The organism is Niallia alba (assembly GCF_012933555.1).
Taxonomy (GTDB): domain Bacteria; phylum Bacillota; class Bacilli; order Bacillales; family Cytobacillaceae; genus Niallia; species Niallia alba.
On the sequence record NZ_JABBPK010000001.1, the window covers coordinates 3,154,117 to 3,169,819 of the forward strand.

At 34.6% G+C, this 15,703-nt stretch carries 22 protein-coding genes and 1 pseudogene; 11 read left to right on the top strand and 12 right to left on the bottom strand.

What is annotated here, in order from left to right:
* A complete protein-coding gene (locus HHU08_RS15170) occupies positions 1-549 on the bottom strand; it encodes an NUDIX domain-containing protein (protein ID WP_016203193.1) in 549 nt (182 codons plus the stop codon).
* Positions 550-636: 87 nt separating this feature from the next.
* On the opposite strand from HHU08_RS15170, the gene mciZ reads away from it, so the two are divergent.
* From mciZ to HHU08_RS15200, 8 genes are all read left to right on the top strand, one after another.
* Positions 637-777 carry a Z-ring formation inhibitor MciZ gene (gene mciZ, locus HHU08_RS15175; RefSeq protein ID WP_016203194.1) on the top strand — a complete coding sequence of 47 codons (141 nt, stop codon included), beginning with the start codon at positions 637-639 and terminating at the stop codon, positions 775-777.
* A 71-nt stretch (positions 778-848) separates the two neighbouring features.
* Entirely contained in the window at positions 849-1,760 is a 912-nt protein-coding gene (locus HHU08_RS15180) for an aldo/keto reductase (RefSeq protein WP_101730929.1), read from the top strand.
* Positions 1,761-2,779: 1,019 nt separating this feature from the next.
* The gene (locus HHU08_RS15185) at positions 2,780-3,016 is read left to right on the top strand and encodes a DUF3977 family protein (RefSeq protein WP_016203195.1); all 237 of its coding nucleotides are present in this window, start codon (positions 2,780-2,782) and stop codon (positions 3,014-3,016) included.
* Positions 3,017-3,180: 164 nt separating this feature from the next.
* Positions 3,181-3,492, top strand: a complete 312-nt coding sequence (locus HHU08_RS25980; RefSeq protein WP_016205489.1) for a transposase — start codon at positions 3,181-3,183, stop codon at positions 3,490-3,492.
* Between the two features lie 11 nt (positions 3,493-3,503).
* A complete protein-coding gene (locus tag HHU08_RS15190) occupies positions 3,504-4,403 on the top strand; it encodes an IS3 family transposase (RefSeq protein ID WP_040344397.1) in 900 nt (299 codons plus the stop codon).
* A 45-nt stretch (positions 4,404-4,448) separates the two neighbouring features.
* Entirely contained in the window at positions 4,449-4,574 is a 126-nt protein-coding gene (locus tag HHU08_RS25515; RefSeq protein ID WP_263479876.1) for a hypothetical protein, read from the top strand.
* 136 nt (positions 4,575-4,710) lie between these two features.
* Entirely contained in the window at positions 4,711-5,268 is a 558-nt protein-coding gene (locus HHU08_RS15195; RefSeq protein WP_169188798.1) for a cysteine hydrolase family protein, read from the top strand.
* A gap of 292 nt (positions 5,269-5,560) precedes the next feature.
* Positions 5,561-6,139, top strand: a complete 579-nt coding sequence (locus HHU08_RS15200; RefSeq protein ID WP_169188799.1) for a nucleotidyltransferase family protein — start codon at positions 5,561-5,563, stop codon at positions 6,137-6,139.
* 529 nt (positions 6,140-6,668) lie between these two features.
* On the opposite strand, the gene pdxR is transcribed toward HHU08_RS15200, so the two are convergent.
* The gene (pdxR, locus tag HHU08_RS15205) at positions 6,669-8,075 is read right to left on the bottom strand and encodes a MocR-like pyridoxine biosynthesis transcription factor PdxR (protein WP_169188800.1); all 1,407 of its coding nucleotides are present in this window, start codon (positions 8,073-8,075) and stop codon (positions 6,669-6,671) included.
* Positions 8,076-8,181: 106 nt separating this feature from the next.
* Here pdxR and HHU08_RS15210 point away from each other — a divergent pair, with 106 nt between their 5' ends.
* The 3 genes from HHU08_RS15210 (at position 8,182) to HHU08_RS15220 (ending at position 9,913) form a co-directional block, all read left to right on the top strand.
* Positions 8,182-8,622, top strand: coding sequence for a GNAT family N-acetyltransferase (locus tag HHU08_RS15210; RefSeq protein ID WP_016203199.1), 441 nt, complete (start codon positions 8,182-8,184; stop codon positions 8,620-8,622).
* 284 nt (positions 8,623-8,906) lie between these two features.
* Complete coding sequence (locus tag HHU08_RS15215) at positions 8,907-9,602, top strand: HAD family hydrolase (RefSeq protein ID WP_016203200.1); 696 nt, start codon at positions 8,907-8,909, stop codon at positions 9,600-9,602.
* A gap of 68 nt (positions 9,603-9,670) precedes the next feature.
* On the top strand, positions 9,671-9,913 hold the full coding sequence (locus HHU08_RS15220) for a hypothetical protein (RefSeq protein ID WP_205835624.1): 243 nt from the start codon (positions 9,671-9,673) through the stop codon (positions 9,911-9,913).
* A 113-nt stretch (positions 9,914-10,026) separates the two neighbouring features.
* Here the strand turns inward: HHU08_RS15220 and HHU08_RS15225 are convergent, their stop codons facing one another.
* From HHU08_RS15225 to HHU08_RS15270, 10 genes and pseudogenes are all read right to left on the bottom strand, one after another.
* A complete protein-coding gene (locus HHU08_RS15225) occupies positions 10,027-10,500 on the bottom strand; it encodes a YxiG family protein (RefSeq protein ID WP_101730925.1) in 474 nt (157 codons plus the stop codon).
* A gap of 81 nt (positions 10,501-10,581) precedes the next feature.
* Positions 10,582-11,007 (bottom strand): hypothetical protein, encoded by a 426-nt coding sequence (locus HHU08_RS15230; protein ID WP_169188802.1) that lies wholly within the window; start codon positions 11,005-11,007, stop codon positions 10,582-10,584.
* A 17-nt stretch (positions 11,008-11,024) separates the two neighbouring features.
* Positions 11,025-11,600 carry a histidine phosphatase family protein gene (locus tag HHU08_RS15235; RefSeq protein ID WP_169188803.1) on the bottom strand — a complete coding sequence of 192 codons (576 nt, stop codon included), beginning with the start codon at positions 11,598-11,600 and terminating at the stop codon, positions 11,025-11,027.
* Positions 11,601-11,622: 22 nt separating this feature from the next.
* Positions 11,623-12,333 carry an alpha/beta hydrolase family protein gene (locus tag HHU08_RS15240; RefSeq protein ID WP_254415375.1) on the bottom strand — a complete coding sequence of 237 codons (711 nt, stop codon included), beginning with the start codon at positions 12,331-12,333 and terminating at the stop codon, positions 11,623-11,625.
* Positions 12,334-12,363: 30 nt separating this feature from the next.
* Complete coding sequence (locus HHU08_RS15245; protein WP_016203206.1) at positions 12,364-12,906, bottom strand: DUF4269 domain-containing protein; 543 nt, start codon at positions 12,904-12,906, stop codon at positions 12,364-12,366.
* A 120-nt stretch (positions 12,907-13,026) separates the two neighbouring features.
* A complete protein-coding gene (locus HHU08_RS15250; RefSeq protein ID WP_169189698.1) occupies positions 13,027-13,416 on the bottom strand; it encodes a GNAT family N-acetyltransferase in 390 nt (129 codons plus the stop codon).
* Between the two features lie 38 nt (positions 13,417-13,454).
* The gene (locus tag HHU08_RS15255) at positions 13,455-13,970 is read right to left on the bottom strand and encodes a GNAT family N-acetyltransferase (protein ID WP_169188804.1); all 516 of its coding nucleotides are present in this window, start codon (positions 13,968-13,970) and stop codon (positions 13,455-13,457) included.
* A gap of 112 nt (positions 13,971-14,082) precedes the next feature.
* Positions 14,083-14,364 (bottom strand): annotated as a pseudogene (locus HHU08_RS15260) (DNA mismatch repair protein MutT); the annotation flags it as partial.
* A 275-nt stretch (positions 14,365-14,639) separates the two neighbouring features.
* Complete coding sequence (locus HHU08_RS15265; RefSeq protein ID WP_169188805.1) at positions 14,640-14,969, bottom strand: HIT domain-containing protein; 330 nt, start codon at positions 14,967-14,969, stop codon at positions 14,640-14,642.
* A gap of 162 nt (positions 14,970-15,131) precedes the next feature.
* Positions 15,132-15,683 (bottom strand): short-chain dehydrogenase, encoded by a 552-nt coding sequence (locus tag HHU08_RS15270; protein ID WP_169188806.1) that lies wholly within the window; start codon positions 15,681-15,683, stop codon positions 15,132-15,134.
* Between the last annotated feature and the right edge of the window lie 20 nt (positions 15,684-15,703).

The window sequence follows — 15,703 nt, forward strand, 5'->3', positions numbered from 1 at the left end:
TTACTCCTTTAATTGGGCAATTTGTAAATATTGTACCCCAAAAATCGTTTTTGCATCAAAAATTCGTTGCTCCTTGATTAGTTCCAATGCTTCATCCAATGTGATTTCCAATACATTCACAAACTCATCTTCATCCAGTCCAGCTGCATCTTCTTTTTTCGTTAAACCTTTTGCTACATATACATGAATGATTTCATCAGCAAAACCTGGTGAAGTATAGAAGGAACTTACCAATTCTAAAGATTTGCAATCATATCCCGTTTCTTCTTCTAATTCTCTTCTTGCACAAAGAGCTGGTTCTTCTCCTTTTTCTAATTTTCCAGCCGGGATTTCGACAATTACTTTTTCTAGGGGCTTGCGATATTGTTCTACCATTACAAGTTTGTTATCTTCTGTTATGGCTATTACCGCAACTGCTCCAGGATGCTTCACTAATTCTCGTGTGGATGTTTTTCCATTTGGCAATTCTACCTCATCCACTTGCACTTGAATAATTCTCCCACTAAAAATATGCTCTGTTTTTAACGTTTTTTCTTCTAATGTACTCATTTAACCCACTCCTGTTCTATTAAGCAAAAGCTCTCACATATAGATTATTATACTTCATTTCTGTTCAATGGAAAGGATTGGGGAAGCTTGAAAGTATATATTCGCGAAAAGGGAATTGTTTTAACAGGGAAGCCTTGGGAAATCCGCTATATTCTTAAAAAATACCAAACTGAATTTACCTATGTAAAAGATTGGATAAACGCAAATTCGAACAGTTCGAAAAAATAAGCCATTTTCTTTGTGAATAAACTTCATCTTTCGTACAATAAGAGATATCTTAAGTGGAGAGGTGTTCCATTTTGCAAAAGTCACAATTAGGCAGTTCTAACTTATTTGTTTCTAAACTAGGTCTGGGATGTATGAGTCTTGGTACCGATGAAAAAACCGCTTTTCCGATTTTAGAAGCAGCACTTGAAGAAGGAATTAATTATTTTGACACAGCCGATTTATATGATCAAGGAAAAAATGAGCAATTACTAGGTCGTTTTTTCAAGAACAACCGAGAAGATATTATAATTGCAACAAAGGTAGGAAATAAGCGGGAAGAAGGAAAAGATGGCTGGTCATGGGATGCAAGCAAAGCCTATATTAAAGAACAAGTTAAAACAAGCCTAAAACGACTAGGCACAGATTACATTGATTTATATCAGTTACACGGCGGTATGATGGAAGATCCAATTGAGGAAACAATTGAAGCATTTGAGGAATTAAAAGACGAAGGAGTTATTCTTTATTACGGAATTTCTTCGATTCGTCCCAATGTCATTCGCGAATATGTCAAACGTTCTTCTATTGTTTCTGTTATGATGCAATCTAGCATTTTAGACAGGCGCCCAGAAGAAGAAGTACTCCCATTACTCGCTGAAAACAATATTAGTGTCGTTACGCGCGGACCTGTTGCAAAAGGTCTTTTAAGCCCTAAGTACCGTGATAAGCTAACAGAAAAAGGCTATCTAAATTATTCTGGTGAAGAACTGAAAGAAGTTTTGCAAACACTAGAACAAAAATTCTTAGATAAGCGGACACTTACAGAAGCAGCAATTCAATACAACTTAGCTCAGCCCGCTGTTGCTAGTATCATTGCAGGTGCAAGCTCTGTAGAACAGCTTCACGCCAATGCAAATGCCGTGAATAGTGCCCCATTAACAGCGGAAGAATTAGCGTTTATTCAAAAGGTTTCGAAAGCATCGGTTTATGAGGCACATCGTTAATAAAATATATGTTTATTTCTAAACAAGTTGCTTGAAGAGACTGGGACAAAAGTATTCCAGCCAAAGATAAAACCAAACAATTATACGAACATACTAATGAAAGTTCCGTATAATTGTTTGGTTTTTTTAATTATTTTTAAAAGGTTGTTTCCATGAAGTTTGGTGCAATTCCCCACAGCCGGAATACACTTCGCTTTCCGCGGGGTTCGCGCTGAGCCTCCGAGGTCTCAGACTGTCTCGCTAATCCCACAGGAGTCTTCGTATATTCCGGCTGCTCCGTTTTCCGAACTAATTATATTTCCTATTGTAAAAAGTATGCGCAAGCAGCCGCTATTTACTAGCTAAATGAGAGATTGTTTGTCTTTACAAAGTATCTATTTAGTTATGTCTCTTATAATTGGTATAATTAGTATAAAGATCGAGATGAGTAAATTATATTGTTTTTTATTTGTTTATGAACGCTACTTTTGCTCTCTTCTCTTGAAAAAGTGGCGTTCATCTTGTTTATGAACGCTACTTTTGCTCTCTTCTCTTGAAAAAGTGGTGTTCATCTTGTTTATGAACGCTAGTTTTACTCTCTTCTCTTGAAAAAGTGGTGTTCATCTTGTTTATGAACGCTAGTTTTACTCTCTTCTCTTGAAAAAGTGGTGTTCATCTTGTTTATGAACGCCAGTTTTGCCCTCTTCTTTTGGAAAAGTGGCGTTCATCTTGTTTATGAACGCTAGTTTTGCCCTCTTCTTTTGGAAAAGTGGCGTTCATCTTGTTTATGAACGATGGTTTTGCCCTCTTCTTTTGAAAAAGTGGCGTTCATCTTGATCATGAACGATGGTTTTGCCCTCTTCTATCGGAAAAGTGGCGTTCATCTTGTTTATGAACACTGGTTTTGCCCTCTTCTTTCGAAAAAGTGGCATTCTATTCTGCTTATGAACAACGATTTCCACCTAGCCTTTTAGAAAAATAGTAATCATGTCTATACAAGCTCCTTTATTTTACGAGAATAATAGAAACGAGGAATTTCTTTGAAATACATCGAATTTGGTATTGGCAACAAATGGCTTATTCGCACTGAAACTGAATTAAAGAATGGATTAGAGTTTGAAGAAAAAGGAATTAAGAGACCTATTAAACTTCACTCTCTCTATACTAGAATTTGGATTGGAAAAACAGTGATTATTATCGATTCAAAAGAAGGGTTTAAAAAAGGGAAAAAAGAACGAAATGCGATTAAATTAATATTAGGAATAAAGAGCTTGTAACCTTTAAGAAGTTATAAAACCATTTCGCCATTCACTCTTCTATCTCTACTATTCCAAAAAAGGAAAATCCCTCATCAATAACGAATCTCATAAGCCCCAAAATGAACTTGGACAATAAGAGTAATATTTATTATACTGCTTAATGTACCAAGGAGGCTGACATCATGAAACGAATAAAACATTCTAAAGAATTTAAATTACAAGTCATCAAGGAAGCCCAAGACACAGGGAAGAATACCCTTGTAGCTCGCCGGTATGATCTGAATCCCAATATGGTTAGTCGCTGGGTTCGTGAATACAAAGATGGTAAATTTGGTGAAGTAGATGTGGCTGTGCTGCCAGATATAGACTCCAAAGAATTATCCAAAGAAAATGAAAAACTTAAAATGTTATTAGGTGAAAAAGACCTTGAAATAGCGATCCTGAGGGATCTTATAAAAAAGAAAAACCCTCACTTGCTGAAAAGCATGAAGTAGCTAACAAATGGATTCAAAAAGGCTACTCGATTTCAAAGGTGCTTAAAATCATAGGTATTCCTCGATCCACATACTATTATCAAAAGAATTATCGTGTTGAGGAGAAAAAAGTAAGTGAGGGACGTCCAGCACCAGGTTATTCGATCCAAGAGGACGGTCAAAAGATATCAGACGAACAGATTAAAGAATTTCTACTAGAAGAGATTGCCGGTGATTGCTATAACTATGGTTATCGCAAACTCACTAAGGTCTTAAGGCGAAAATACAAACTTAAAATTAACAAGAAAAAAGTATACCGGATTTGTAAAGAATTGGGCATCTTACGCCCACAGCGCCAAAAGAAAGTCTCATACCCTAGGAAACTAGCAAGAAATCGCATTATTACAAGATCTAATCAGCTATGGGAAGCTGACATTAAATATGGCTTTATCGAAGGTGAGGATCGCTTTTTCTTTGTCATGTCCATCATCGATGTTTATGACAGGGGCATCATTACCTATCATATGGGATTAAGCTGCACTGGAGATGATGTCAAACAGACACTGAAAAGGGCATTATTAAAACGCCAACAATATGATGAATTGGAAAAACCTGTAATCCGAACAGACAATGGACCGCAGTTTATTTCCCATACTTTTGAAAAGTTTTGTGAAGATTCCAAAATTGAGCACGAAAGAATTCCACCAAGAACACCAAATATGAATGCTCATATTGAGTCTTTCCATCGCATTTTTGAGGACGATTGCCTATCCAGATGGCAGTTTGAAACCTACACAGAAGCATATCAAGAAGTCATGAATTTTATGGAGTTCTACAACGAGAGACGTATGCATTCTAGTATACTAGATTTGTCACCAAAGGAATTCTATCAAAAACAAGATTCATTGGTGATCAAGGAGGTTCGGGTGTAATGGATGTATTCATTCAAAGCATCAGCTTGATTTGGAGTGGCGGGCATGATAGCCTCGTTCGGCGATGCCAATGTTGTAAAACAGCTGGCTTCTTGGCAGGAGAATCATGCCCGCAGAGGCTCCATGTCAAGCAACATGGCCTTTTTGAAGAATAATGAAAGAAATCTATAAAATAAAAAACTGAGGAAATGAAAGAATAAGAGAGTTATTGTCCAAAATTCGGGGGTTAATCCGGAATACTACATCTAAGAATGAAACTGCGGTTCAAATTATCTACCATTATTTTATATAAAAAGGGGTTTTTCGATTGAATCAAGTATTATTAATTATTGATGTGCAACAAGAGCTTGTTGATGGCAATGAGCAAACAAATGAGATTTATAATAAAACTGGATTATTAGAGACAATTAATCTAGTTATTGAAAAGGCAAATAAAACAAAAGTAGAAGTTATTTTCGTAAGAGATAAAGATGTTGCTGGAGGGGAAGGTCCTGGATTTCAAATTCATTCCGATTTGAATGTCCCTGTTGAAGCAAAAATCTTTGATAAATATGCTACTAATGCCTTTTATGGGACAGGATTATTAGAGTATTTGCAATCAAAAAGTATAAATCATCTTGTTATTATGGGCTGTGAAACACCTTATTGTATTGATACTGCTGTCCGGACAGCAACAGTAAACAAGATGGATGTAACATTAGTTGGTAACGGACATTCCACAACTGACTCTACCATTCTTCCTGCAGAAAAAATCATTAAACATCATAATAAGATATTACACGGTCATTATAATGTCGATCATTTTTCCATCGTTCGTGAAGCTGCTGAGGATTTGTTTGCGCCTATTCATGATAGTTATCGATAGAAAGAGTTAACTCATACTCCTTTATAACATACAATCGGAATGGGATGATGAGAATAATCTAGAAGGAAAATCTTTGATAAAAACAACATAAATGAAACTTCCATCAGTGGAGGTTTTCTTTCATACCCAAGACCTTTACGGACAGTTGATTTCCACCTATCTTCCTCGTATTCTCATAAGCTTGAGGGGGGAGTCTTACTGTCCATTAAGTGTGGGATAAAGTAAAACTCCTCTCAAAAACGGATGTCAAAATAAGAATATACGTTCGCAAATAAATAGAGGAGGAATTAGCATGTTACAGAGTGAAGAATCGATCCTTCATATCATTAAAAAGGATAAAATAATGATGGAGATTATAAAAGCTACTAGTACTTTAAATTTACCTGACTGGTGGATATGTGCTGGTTTTGTCCGATCAAAAATATGGGATTTCTTACATGGTTTTAATGAACGGACTAGTATACCTGATGTAGATGTGATTTATTTTGATCCTACTAGAATAGATGAGAAGTACGAAAAGGAATTAGAGAAGAAGCTATTTTATTTAATGCCTGCAATCCCTTGGTCTGTCAAAAATCAAGCTAGAATGCATATCGTTAATAATTTACCACCTTATCGATCCTCTGAAGATGCCATTTCCAAATTCCCAGAAACGGCAACCGCTCTTGGAGTAATGCTAGATAATGATAACAATTTAGTACTTACTGCTCCTTGTGGAATTGATGATGTAATTAACTTAGTGTTAAAACCTACTCCTTATTTTACAGAAACGAACGAACGGGTTGCTATTTATGAGGCACGAATAGGAAATAAGAATTGGCAATCTATTTGGAATAAGCTTAAAGTTCATCCTATTAAAAATAGTAATTAAGGCTGGGACAAAACTAAATAGCCACTCTATAAAGACGAACAATCTCTAATGTAGCTCTTAAATAAAGGCTAAGTTTTGATACTAGTTATTTATGATTTTAAATATAATCAAGTTTTAAAAAATAATTCGTTCCATTGCGCTGCAGTCACTCGCTTTCCGCGGGAGTCGAGTGTCTTCCGCTCCATTTCACTCCGTTTTTAAAGCCTATTTCCTAAAAAAATATTGTTTTTTCAAGAAAAAAATGAATTAGTAGGAAATATGGAGCAGCCTGAATACACGGAGACTCCTGTAGGAATAGCGAGAAAGCCTGAGACCCTGCAGGCCAAAGGCCGAAGCGGCTCAGCGCGAGCCCCACGGAAAGCGGAGTGTATTCAGGCTGCGGGTGATAACAACTGAAACAGCTTTTACAAGTTAATTAAAAAACCAAACAATCGTACGAAATTTCGTGTAATTGTTTGGTTTTAACTTGGGCTGAAATACTTATGTCCCAGCCTTCTTTGATTAGGGGAGACACAGATTGCTCCTTATTCTAGACTAACTCCCAAGCCTTCATTAACAATTCTACCCCTGCTTCTATTTCCAATTCTGTCAATCCGCCATATCCTATAATTACTTTAGGATTGCCGGGATAGTTATTTTGAAAATAATACGGAGACATAGGATATACTTTCACTCCAAAATCCAATGCTTTTTCAATTAATCTAGCTTCACTCCAATCAGTCTTCACTTCTAAAACAATATGAAGTCCAGCATTTTCTCCAATCACTTCTACATTTCTATCTAAATATCGATGAATAGCCTGGAGTAATACTTGCCGCTTTTTTCGATATAATGTTCTCATTTTGTTTAAATGGCTATTCCAATAGCCTTCTTTAATAAACCGGTACAATGTATCTTGGTGCATACGAGAAACAGTTTGCTTATAAACCGTGAAATGATTCTGATATACACTAGATAAGGGCTCTGGCAAAACAGCATAGCTGATTCTCAAGGAAGGGATTAATGATTTTGAGAAGGTCCCTAAATAAATAATCCGATTGTTTGTATCCAGTCCTTGAAGCGCAGGAATTGGCTTTCCTTTATAGCGATATTCTCCGTCATAATCATCTTCTATAATAAAGCCATTATTTCTTTCTGCCCAATTTAATAATTCAAATCTGCGTGTAATTGGCATAATCATTCCATATGGGAATTGATGAGACGGAGTTACGTAGGCGACATTTGCTTTACTTTTATTGAGATGAGAAACCTCCATACCATTTTCATCAATAGGAATAGGGATTGTTGATATCCCCATATCCTGTAAAACCACTCTAACTCGGTGATAGCCAGGGTTTTCAAGTGCAAATATTTTATCCCTTCCTAACAATAAAACAAGTAATCCAATTAATACTTGCGTACCTGCCCCTATTACAATTTGATTCGGATAACAATGCACCCCTCTTGCCTCATACAAATGCTTGGCAATTTGTTCTCTTAAGTTTAGCTCTCCTTGTGGATCTCCATTTGTAAACCATGAATTTTGATCTTCATATATGGATTGCATGGATAGTTTTCTCCAGTTATTGTAAGGAAAACATTTAGTATCCACCTTACCTGAGTTGAAATCCATTTTAACTTGTTTCATTTGTTCTTTCTTCTTTTCCACATATGGGATTTCTTTACCTAGTTGATAGCTATATTCTTCATCAATGTTCAAAACAAATAATCCTTTTCTCGGAATACTTTCTACATATCCTTCTGCGCATAATTGATCATAGGCTGCTTGAACCGTATTTAAACTTAGCTGCAAATGAGTTGATAACTTTCTTTTTGAAGGTAATTTTTCATTAGGTAAAATATGTTTATTCATAATTTCTTGTTTAATAAATTCAGCTAATTGAATATAAAGCGGCTCCCTACTATCTTTCTGTAAAATGGGTGTTAATTCTAACACTAACTAATCCCCCCTATTCAACTGATACCATTAAAAAGATAAAATCTGATACTTTAGATTATACCAAATTCCAATTACATTAAAGATTAGAAATGGAGGAATAGATATGATAAATGAACAATTACTCATGAAAGAATTGACTACAGAGGAAGAATGGAAATCAGCATTTCCAGTTATGAAGCAATTAAGAACACAATTAGATTTGGACACATATCTTGCATTAGTGTCTGAATCGGTTCAAAAAGAAGGATACCGTATGATTGCCCTTTGCAATCAAAAGGAAATCGTTGCCCTTTGTGGATATATGCCCATGATCACCTTATACAATGGCAAATTTATATGGGTTTGTGAATTAATTACAGATAGCAGACATCGTTCAAAAGGTCATGGAAAAATATTATTAGACTATGTTCAACAGTGGGCCATCGACAATGACTATCCTATCGTGTCTTTATCTTCTGGTTTACAACGTATCGATGCCCATCGTTTTTATGAAGAGAAGATGGAATATGAAAAAGTAAGCTATGTTTATTTGAAGAAAATATAACTAAAAGTATTTTCAAAAAAATATATGTCTAATTTTTTGGGGTCACTACATTTCTGCAGGGTCTCAGACTGTCTCGCTAATCCAACAGGAGCATTCGTGTATTCCGGCTGCTCCATTTTTCCAACTAATTGTTTTTCCTATTAAAAAACAACATTCCTTTAGAAAACAGCCTAAACTAAAATATATATATTCAAACTCGCCTTCTCATATGAAAATCCTTTAATTAGGAAGGATTTTCTTTCTTTTTCAAAGAAAATATAACTATCTAGGATGAAAGGTGGGTTATGAAAACAGTGATTAAAGCCGCTTTCTTTGATTTGGATGGAACGATGCTTGATAGAGATGCATCGGTAAAACAGTTTATAGTAAAACAATATGACAGATTGGAGAAGTTTCTTTCTCCTATTTCCAAACGAACTTATTGTGAACGATTTATTGAATTAGATAACCATGGCTATGTCTGGAAAGATAAAGTTTATACGCAACTAGTTGAAGACTATCAGATAAAAGGATTAACTTCAGAAGACCTTCTTGAAGATTATCTCACTTATTTTAAAGAAGATTGCCTCCCTTTTCCTAGGCTAGTCGAAATGCTAGAGCAACTAAAACAAAATCATCTTAAGCTAGCAATTATTTCGAATGGAAATGGTAGATTTCAAATGGATAATATTCTCTCCCTTGGAATCAAATCCTATTTTGAGGTGATTCTTATTTCAGAATGGGAAGGGATGAAAAAGCCAGATCAACAAATATTTCAACGTGCTATGATGAAATTAAATATGACACCGAAAGAATGTATCTTTATCGGTGACCATCCTAAAAATGATATTATTGCCGCAAAACAAGCAGGAATGGAGACAGTCTGGAAAAGAAATGACCAGTGGAATGGTGCGAAAACTAATTTTATTATTGATGAACTAATTGAAATCCCTCAATTAATAACAAACTTAAACAAGAAAAAGGAATTTAGTTCGTTTTAAATAATTTGTACACTTGTATTCATTCTATAAATATTATCGTCCATATATTTGAAACAGAGGTGTTTATTATGACAGATAATTCTTTTCAAGATTTGCTGGCAGAATTAGATCAGTTAATTTCCGTTTGTGAAGAACATGCAAAAAGCAGTGATTCTGCAGAGAAGCAACGCTTTTATGAAGGCATGGCTATCGCCTATACAACTCAGCGGATGCGAATAACTGGGGAAGTTGATGCTATTGAACTGAAAGTCATCAATGAGTTATATCGTTCTCTTTCTACAACATCTTCAACCCATAGATCAAGCAAGTAAATACTGAAACCTGTTCCTTTTGGATTAAACCCAAAAAGAAAGTTGGTCATTTATTTAGCAGGAGAAAAAGCTAGAGTCATTTAAACATTCCTAGCTAGTAATGGTAAATTTTTTCAACCTAATGGTTTCTTTAATTCTTTATCATCTACAATCAAGTTTCTATACTCTTTACCATTTATACTTACGGAGTTTGCTTCGATAAAGAAGTAGTCCTTATTATTAACTTGAAAATAGAAATTTGTTGTAGATGAAAGTGTTTCTATTTCTTTTAATTCACTATTAAGACTCTCAATCTTAATTTTACCAAATCCTTGTGGAAAATAGCTTGATTCAGTTAGTAGCAAATTGGAATTTTCATCAAAATCATTTAATCTATACGTATCATACTCTGGTTCTTGATAAATATAATAAGACATGACTTGATTAAATATAATATTAATTTTGATTAATTCAGCATTATTAACACTTATTAATTTAAGGGAAATAGTTTCTTTAAGATAATTAACTTTCAAGTCAACAATAGTTTGATACTCTATTTCAGAAAAAAACTGTTGCAGTTTTTTTTCTGTATCCAAATTAACTGACACCTTAACTCATCCTCCCTATTTCTTGATTAGCTTGAGAACGCTTGTAATGTTATACGGGTTTCATTAGCATACCTTGAGGAATTACCGCATTCTCCAATATGCTTCTTTTCTTCCTACCAAGAATCTGAGCCGCTTGGCCTGCTGGATCTCAGACTGTCTCACTAATCCCACAGGAGTCTTCGTGTATTCCGGCTGCTCCATTTTTCCAAATAATTCATTTTTCCTATTGAAAAAACAACAATCCTTTAGAAAACAGCCTTTATTAAACATCGTAGTGATGGCGTGATTTTTATGGAGAGGATACTGGTGTAGCCACATATAGCCATTTCCGAGAATACAAACCTCTTTTTGGTTATATCTTTTCCGTAATGGTTTTATTATTTTAATTGTGTGAAATAAAGATACATAACCTGTAAACTCCTCTGTTTTTATAAATTCTTGAGCATATTGTTTTTCTAGTATCCGATCCCCGCCTTTATAGTTCCCGAATTTTCTTTTTATCGACATTTCACATACATCCCATTTTAACAATTTATCCGAAACCAGCCGGCCTCTTTAGGAAAATCGTCTCTGCTTAATTCTCTGCCTAATAGTAACTGGCGATAGGATGTTATTGTGCCATCATGAGATACAATATAGATTTTCTCTTTTTGTAACTGGCTGCAATTTGATAAAAATTCTTCTGCATATTTTCTAAATTTTTCTTCTACTACAGTATTAAATCCCTCATGCCATAATGAAAAGGGAGCATTGACATCTAGTTCATAGGAAGGAAATAAATCTATTATTCTCTCCTTTCCCATCATTTCATCACATGGTAATGTCTGCTTATTAGGTAAGATAGGGAACATTCTTGGTGAAATATAAGGAGTTACTATTTTTCTACAATGAATCCCCTCACTCCAAAGCAATGCTGTTTGCATAGTTCGTACCAAAGGACTAATGAAAACAATATCCTCATGTGTTAAAGGAAAGTTCTCCTTTAACACATTCGCTTGGTCCATTCCTTTCTTGGTGAGAGAAGGATTTCTCATTTTTAGACTAGTTGGTAGATCAAGCGTATGTTCTGCCTCCCCGTGACGTATAAAGATTAATTCCATCGGATCCCTCTTCCTTTAAAAACTATATTGATTTTAACCAACCTATTAATTTCTCCATCATGGCTGGAGTAAATTCATGATTTACCTTCTTAAAAATTTCCCATTCTATATTAGTGCGTTTTTCTTCTTGAGTAAGATACTTATAGTAGTTTTCTTGTCCCTCGATCGGTATAATGGTGTCACTATCCCCATGCATAAGAAGAACAGGCGATAAACTGCTCGGTTTGTCCATTGGATCATATTTCTTTAATTGATTCTCTTCTTCTTGAGTCATCCCTTCTCTTTTATCCCGCAGGCGAAATGTTTTTTCGGTAAGTACAAATGAACCAGATCCATTTATACTTACTAAGCCACTTATGTTTGGATTCATTGCAAAGATACCATTTGCAATGAACCCACCCATAGAATTACCTACTAAAATAATATTTTTCTTCTTTAACCCTACTACTCTCACAAACTCATCAAATTCATCAATAGTCTGGAGAACTGTATTCCAAAAGTACTTTCGTGTAACGATGGAATCAAAGTGATTTTCCAATGGTTTTCTTTCATCATGATAGATGATATCAGGTATTAAAACGATAAATCCTTCTTTGGCCATTTCTTCTGCCAACTCCATGTAACCTTTTGAAGATCCACCCCACCCATGATAAAGAATTACAATTTTCTCTTTATCTTGTAGTTCATTACTAGATGCATAAAACTTATATTCACCGATCATTTGTCTTTCCACTGTATGTCCCCTTCCCTTTTTCGCCCATATTTAAATGAACCTCTTCACTTTCCCATACTGGATCAGTGAAAGATAAGGATCTCCTTTTAACCCTAGTACCTTACAAAAAGCCGGTTCTGTTTTGTATCCCTGTTTCTTTAGTGAAAGGATTTCCTTTTTTACTGACGGATCCAGTTTTAAAATCGCATGTTCAATTATCATATGTAGATAGGCATATTGCTGTTTAACAGGAATTGGTTGACCAAATAATTCAAATTCGAATCCTTCAAAAAAGAAATTTGCTTTTGTTACTTCCACTTCTCTAATCATTAAACTTTTTAAGCTGAAATTTCTCATTTTACCAAAATGCTCGGTTACAATTTGTTTAAAAGTTTCAACTTCATGGACTTCCATGATTATATCTAAGTCGGAACTATCTATATCCACGCCAATTGGAATCGTTCCACATAGGATAGGCGTATAAGGATGTAAAATTTCGTATATATTTAGTTTCTTTAATGCTAAATAGGCATGTTGTTGCTTTTCGTTCCCTAACCGTAAATAATCTAGTGTATCAAATATTGGACAGTCCATGTTTAATATATCTCCTAATATAGATTAATAACTTATGCTTTATTTCTTCCGTCCTGCTCTCTGTAAAAAAAAAATTTCGATTATTCCGATAATGAATAAGTACAATAAAATTATACCTTTTCATCGCTTAACTTTATGCAATACAAACTGTGACTTGCTTTTCTTAAACTCATTTTTGCTGTAAAAGGTAATTAAATCTTCCTCACAAAATAAACTAATTACATCTATATCAGACAATTCCTTTGATAATTTATCAATAAGTTGAGTACCGATTCCTTTTCTATTATAAGAGCTATGAATAACTACATCTTCAATATAAGCTCTAAAAATCCCATCTGATATAGCTCTTGCAAAGCCTATAAGCGTATTATTTTTCCATGCGCCTACCGCTAATGCTTGGGATAACATTTTTTCCATATCTTGCTCCGTTCTTTCATTCCACCACCCAGCATCTTTATAAAGCTCCATCACTTCACTGGCTTTTATTTGTTTCTCTTTAAATGTACGCAGTTCTATTTTCATGTTATTCCCCTACTGATTTCTTTATTTTAAATAGATAATTTTATAAAATCTTCTTTTGTTAATTTAACCAAAACTATATCTGGCTCACTAACATCTTCATAAGTAAATCCATAATCTACTAGAAGTTTTTGCCCTGGTATATTATTTTTAGCGACTCGGTCAACCATTACCTCACCGTTAAATTCGTAAAAATAATAGTTTAATAGTAGACTAATAGCTTCTTTTGCATAACCTTTCCTACGATACTTATATGCAATTTTTACATTCAATTCTGCTAAACCCTTTTCTTTGTCAAATCGATGGAAACTTACTTCCCCAACTGGAATATCTTCATATGTATAAATAAGGTAATAAAGGTTTCTTTTATCAGTCGGTTGAACCATACGACGATACCATTCGACTTTACGACTTTCCTTAAAATCAACCGTACCACCAACGTCTATCATAGTATCTTTGTCTGCCCAAAGCCATTCAACAAACGCAAGTTCCCTCCATTCAGGCTGTTTAATATATATGTTTTTTCCTAAACTTTTCAATAACATGTCTGGATTCTACCTCCTAATTACCTTCAAAAACAATACCATTACCTCTATAAAATAATTGAATAATTAAGATACTAATAGTAAAAATGACCTTCTAAAATAAAGGTCATTTTTACAAGAAAATTCTTTTTCTAGCAAATAAATCCTCCACTTTGTTTGCTATCACTCTTGGTTTTACATCAATAGCCGTTAAATCCTCTATTTTTACCCACATCGGCAAATAAGTACCACGATCTTGATTACGATCAGTAAATTCTTCCCCTTTTCCCGATCCAATCGTTCCACTAACTACATTCGCTAAGAAAAAATATTGAGTTCCTTGATACTCTAGTTCCGCTAGACATTCTCTTATTCCAACCGTTACACCTAACTCTTCGAATGCTTCCCGTATAGCTGCTTCCTCTGGTTTCTATTCTTTTTCGATTCCTCCACCTGGAAAAACATAATAAGTCGAACTTTCTCTTACTCTTTTTATTAAACAAACTTTATTCTCTTCTATAATGACAACAGAACCTCTATTTCGCACTAATATTCACCTTTTCCTTATTTTTTAAGGAAGAGACTCCTTTTTTAACACCAACTATTCCATTCAATTTATACACTAGATTAACAAAGAAGGGGTCTTTTTAGAAAGGCCCTTTTCCTATAGATTTATTGAGATTTTTCTATTTATTTTAGTGGGTTACCATGAACAATATGCCAATGTAAATGTTTTGAATCTTGATACTTCCCGATATTGGTAATAACTCTGCATGCACCATGCTCTTGAGTTACTGTAGCAGCCACTTGTTTTATAACACCAAAAAGCTCCAATAGTAAATTATTATCCGCTTCTTCTAAAGTAATTAGAGAAGCGATATGTTTTTTCGGAATAGTAACGATATGGATTGGATAGAAGGGTTTTGTATGATAATAAGCTAAGACATTTTCTGTTTCCATAACTTTTCTAACCGTTGTTTTTCCGCTAAGAACCTCGTCACAATAGAAATCTTCTGTCATATTGGTTCCTCCTGTTTATTATTTAATAACGGAACTTCCATCAGTTGGATTTTCCTCTTCCTCCACTGATGATTAGTGCATTTATCGGACGATTCATTACGAGAGAGTGATTTTCTCCAGATTGCCGTTTGGTCTTACTGAGCTTTTTGAGTGGGATAAATTTTATGGTCTTTTATCCCATGGGTCGATTACGCCTATTATTTTTCTCTCCCTTTTATTTTTTATGGCTTCGATTACCCCATCTGAAATCTCTTCATGTGTTAGCCATCTTGAATGGTCTTTTTCCAAAATGAAACCTAGTTGAATCTGATAATAGCTGCAATTTTCTGGAATGGCTATTTCCTTCTTTACTTCCGATAAATCTGAACTACTACCAATAATGTGGAATAAACACCATTTATGTCCATCCTTAGAAACTTCGTCCTTTACTATATTCAATGTATTTTCCCCTATAGAATGAACCCATGCAACAACCAAATCAATTGGCCCATTCTGTTGAATGGTCCAACTTAACATCTCTCTAAATACAGTAGAATTTGTATAATCAACCAATAATGGAGTTATTTTCGTTTTAGCATTCAAGTTATCTACTAATCTATTCATAGGAACAGGGTTTCTCCCAACAATAGATATTTTGTAGCCTTCTTGTTCAGCTAGCCATCTAGATACCTCAACAAGCATTCCTGTGCCGCCAATAATTAATACATGCGTCATTTCACTGCTACCCCCTTTTA